The sequence below is a fragment of the Nostoc sp. 2RC genome (genome assembly GCF_014222165.1).
In the GTDB taxonomy this organism is placed as follows: Bacteria; Cyanobacteriota; Cyanobacteriia; order Cyanobacteriales; family Nostocaceae; genus Nostoc; species Nostoc linckia.
The window spans coordinates 1-2,787 of the sequence record NZ_JACKZU010000596.1 but is presented as its reverse complement, the minus strand read 5'-3'; the positions used below and the strand labels follow the sequence as shown (position 1 = coordinate 2,787).

Below are 2,787 nucleotides of genomic sequence, written 5' to 3'. Positions count from 1 at the left end.
ACCCTCCCCTTGGCAAGGGGAGGGTGCGCGTTAGCGCGGGTGGGGTCTTTGTATGCGTCTTCATATTAAATTGGTATTAGGACATCAACAGATGATAAAACTTAGACACAGAAAGACTTTTCACCCAGTCATCAGTCCCTTGCCATAATTTGCAACAAACAATCCGATAAAAGTTAGTAATCTTTAGCTAAGTAGGAATTGAAAATAATGCAAGACACAGAAAATAGAGAAAATACATTAGTGGATAAAATCTTCCGTGACAGCAATGGCAACATTGTTATAGCTCAAACACCAAATCCACCACTTATTCTCTGGGTAGTAGCTAGTTTATTATCTCTGGTTTTTACAACTGGCAAAATCAATGCAGTCTTAGATGTACTGGCAAATGGCTCGTTGTTTACTTGGGCGTGGCTGGAATTATTTGATGGTGTTAATTATTTTCGTCGGGGGCTTGGTCTTGCAGTATTTATTGCTATTATCGCCTCCAAAATTCTCTAGATGTGAATAGACTTATTGCATAAGTCGGGAAAAGGGTAAAAGGTTAAAGAAGTCGGAAGTCGGAAGTCGGAAGTATAGTTTTGTAATGGGGATTTAGACCCCACCACAAAATTGACTGGTTATAGAACCGGGGGACTTAAACCCATTGAATTTGGTTAAAGGAGAAAGGGATAGATTTTTCCTTTACCCTTTACCCTACCTCTTGCAAAAGATACTTTTGCAAGAGGTTTAAACTAGCAATTGCAACATCTCTACAGGATTTTGATATTATGCACAATCCTTTTCATGCATGATATCAACAACGCCATATTGTGAATTGGTATCACTGTCAACCGTCAACAATCAATAGTCAACTCTGATATTCTTGTAATAATTGTGGAATATAATCATAACCATCTACACCAATCAAGGCAATGATTTTCGGACGATGTTGTTGTAATAATTTTTGGAAAGTTTCAACGCCGATTTGTCCTTGCAAAATTATTAGTAGCCCTGCTGGTTGACGCCATTCACGAGAAGCAATTTGATTCAAAATATACATGCCTAAAGCGCCTGTATAAATGGTTTTTTCAGCATTTTGTAAATGATAATAAGCTTCAGCTAAATAAGCTAAATTTCGTCCTTGGAGATACAAATCACCGGAAAATTGCGCTATTTTAAAACCATCTTCGAGATATTTAATTGCTGTTTGATGTTGTCCAATTACTAAATAAGCAATTCCTAAGCTACTGAAACATAAGGCTTTACTGGGAATATCGCCTAATTTTTCTGACAACTTTAGACCTTGTTCCAAATAGTTAATTGCTGATTCATAAATTTCTGGTTCTACATTTTCCAGTTGTTGAGCCTGCATAACTTCGCTGTAGCCTAAATTTACCAGGGCGTTTGCTTCTCCTGTTTTGTCGCCTGCTTGCCGACTCAGTATTAATCCTCGTTGACTGTAGTTAATTGCCTCAGAATAATTTTGCTGTTGTACGTAGGTACGGCTGAGGTGGTTAAGATTGGCAATTTCACAAGGGCGATCGCCTGCACTCCTGGCTATCTCTAAAGCCTGTTGATGAAAATTAACAGAGCGATCGTATTGTCCCAAGGCACGTTGAGAATAGCCTAAAAGTGTCAAAATGCGGGCTTTTTCTTGGGTTCCCTCCACAGCTCGCAGTGGTTCATCTAAATAATCCAGAGCATTCCGGAGGTAACTACCAGAAAAAGAGGCAAAAATGCCGCCGTAAAGGGGAAAATATGAACGTTGGGCAAAGGTTCGCAAAATCTGGAGCATAATTTGAGAACAAGCATCGCTATACACTGCACCAATGCTTTGAAAACCACTGGCTAACTGACTCCAAATCACTGCAAAGGTTAAAAAAGTGGAAATAGACAACTTTGGCCCGGCCTTAACATCGTAAGCTTGTTGGTCAAACCAATTAATTAAGCCCCGTTGCAAAAATTGTAAAATCAACGCCATTTCCACCAAATCTTTGAGGGCGATTCCCCGTTGCTGTTCGGCAAATTGAATTATAGATTCCTCCATCGCTAAAGTGCGAAACAGCCTTTGGGGTAACTCACTATTAACTTGCTTCGCCCAACTTGCCCAAGGGCCCCGTTCCCCAGGTACGCCGCCAAATCCCAAAGATTCTTTTTGTTCGTACATCCAACTGAGCAAATTTTCTTGTAAACGTTGCCAAGAAGCTAAACCACGGGTAATACCTTCAGAAAATTGTTGTAAATCAGCATCTAGCTGGGCAAATTGCTGTAATGATTTTGCTAATTGTTGTAATTGCGCCAAATTTAGCGGATATTTCTGATTTGGGTCTATAACACGAACAAACGCTGCCAGACGTTCATTAGGAGAAGCTGTGGTGATTTCTGTAACCGCAAAAGCGATCGCTTCTGTAGCCTTGTTTTGCTCTTGCCAGCGTTGCCATTGAGTTTGAATAGTCTTAATAGCCCTCAAACTGCGAGTAGCTTTTGCTTTTTTCAGCTCGTCTTTTTCGCCATCTACTTGGCTTTGGAGAACATTCAAGCGATCGCTCAAAGCTAGCTCAAACACCTCCCCCGTTCCAGAAGTGATATTTTTAACCAGCATTTGATACACCTGTTCCACAGAGCTAATTTTGCCCTTGAGGGTGGTTTCGATAATTTCATCGATTAAACCAAGATAGCGATCGCGCAATGGCAGAGAGTCTGACACTTTAGCTACTAGAGTACGTCAATTCTAATTTTAGTCTGCGACGGCGTGGGGCGTGGGGGGATGAGGGAGATAGGGAGATAGCGAGATAGGGAGATGAGGGG

The 2,787-nt window shown here is 40.9% G+C and carries 2 protein-coding genes; one reads left to right on the top strand and one right to left on the bottom strand.

Features of this window, described 5'->3' with window-relative positions; translation table 11 throughout:
* Nucleotides 1-207: 207 nt before the first annotated feature.
* Nucleotides 208-498 carry a hypothetical protein gene (locus tag GNE10_RS33555; protein ID WP_099069219.1) on the top strand — a complete coding sequence of 97 codons (291 nt, stop codon included), beginning with the start codon at nt 208-210 and terminating at the stop codon, nt 496-498.
* 349 nt (nt 499-847) lie between these two features.
* On the opposite strand, the gene GNE10_RS33550 is transcribed toward GNE10_RS33555, so the two are convergent.
* Nucleotides 848-2,686 carry a tetratricopeptide repeat protein gene (locus GNE10_RS33550; RefSeq protein ID WP_185570361.1) on the bottom strand — a complete coding sequence of 613 codons (1,839 nt, stop codon included), beginning with the start codon at nt 2,684-2,686 and terminating at the stop codon, nt 848-850.
* Nucleotides 2,687-2,787: the final 101 nt, after the last annotated feature.